This window comes from Psychrobacter sp. T6-1 (assembly GCF_052258445.1).
The window spans coordinates 1-1224 of the sequence record NZ_JBQQFC010000496.1; the positions used below are offsets into that span (position 1 = coordinate 1).

General features: G+C 41.0%; 1 protein-coding gene and 1 pseudogene. Both read right to left on the reverse strand.

The genetic code is table 11. The features are described 5' to 3' along the window. A pseudogene (locus ACTXGO_RS16420) lies at positions 1 to 731 on the reverse strand (hypothetical protein); the annotation flags it as partial. Between the two features lie 37 nt (positions 732 to 768). Next, on the reverse strand, positions 769 to 1224 hold a 456-nt coding region (locus ACTXGO_RS16425), incomplete at its 5' end, for a PD-(D/E)XK nuclease family protein (protein WP_443574957.1).

Sequence of the window (1224 nt, forward strand, 5' to 3'; positions counted from 1 at the left end):
GTTCGATGCAACCAGAGGGTAAGCGTTGTACCACTACTCTTTTGAAGACTACTTTCTTCAAAGGTTGTTTCAAAAATAATTGGTGATGCTCTGTTTTCTTTTTTATTATTTGTTATTAGCTTCTTTTGTGACAATTTATGAATTAGTTTGCTTAGGCTATTTTCTTTATCGTCATTATTTAAAGATTGAATATAGTTATATAACTTAGTTGCCGCGTCAAAGCGCTGCGCAAAGCGTTGTTGCTCAAATTGCGATAAAGTGGATTGAAGCATCACGGTTTTCCATAGCGTGTGCTTATTGTCTATAAGTGTCTGTATATCGATATTTTGAGCAAGAATACTGGTCGCATAATCTAATAACGGCTGGAACAAGGGCTGTACAAGCTGCCACTGCCAGGTACGATCTAAATGACCTGTGCTCGACAGAGTAACAACCGTATGCCCCTCCTCCAAACGTTGTACGAGCAGCTCAAGGAGAGATTTAAATAGCCAATCGTCATCAGCCAGAGCCACGTCTTCATTCTCTGCGTTGTTTACTTGTAGTTGACTCTGATAGGCTTGGTACGTCTGCTGTCGCCGCGCAAGTAAATACTGGCTGACGCTAGTTGCCCAATTGCTATCTATATCTGCGCTACTCGTAGTCGTATCCTCTATGTTTGAGGTAATACTGCCAAGCTCATGACTGGTCTGCATCGTATTAAAAGTAGTATTGACGTCTTTACTGTTATTCATTATTAATTCGCTTAACGGTTTAGAATTTATATAGTGTCTAAATACTTGGACTACCGAACATCTCATCAAGTGCTTGCACGAGTGCAAAAGGAATTTGCCATTTGATTCGCCCATAATCATTTAGACCATGCGCGCCTTGCGAGTCTATACCACGCAAAAACACGTACTCTACAGCGCCTAGGTAATTCTCTTCATTGCCAGTATAGCCATTTATTCGTAATCTCAAGAATCGGTGTAGTGCGACTTGATAGATAGCAGCCTGTAACCAGTACCCTGCCTTACTCATAGCCTTACTCAAATTTTCACTGTTGTAATTACTTAGGCTATTTCCTAAGTAATTACTCTTGTAATCCACAACGTAATACTTGCCCGCGTGCTCATACACCAAGTCAATCTCGCCGCGTAGGTAGCGATAGATATGACTAGAGTACTGTGCACTTAGCTCGATGTGCTTGTCAGGATCATCAGGTAAATATTGAGCGAATACCTCATT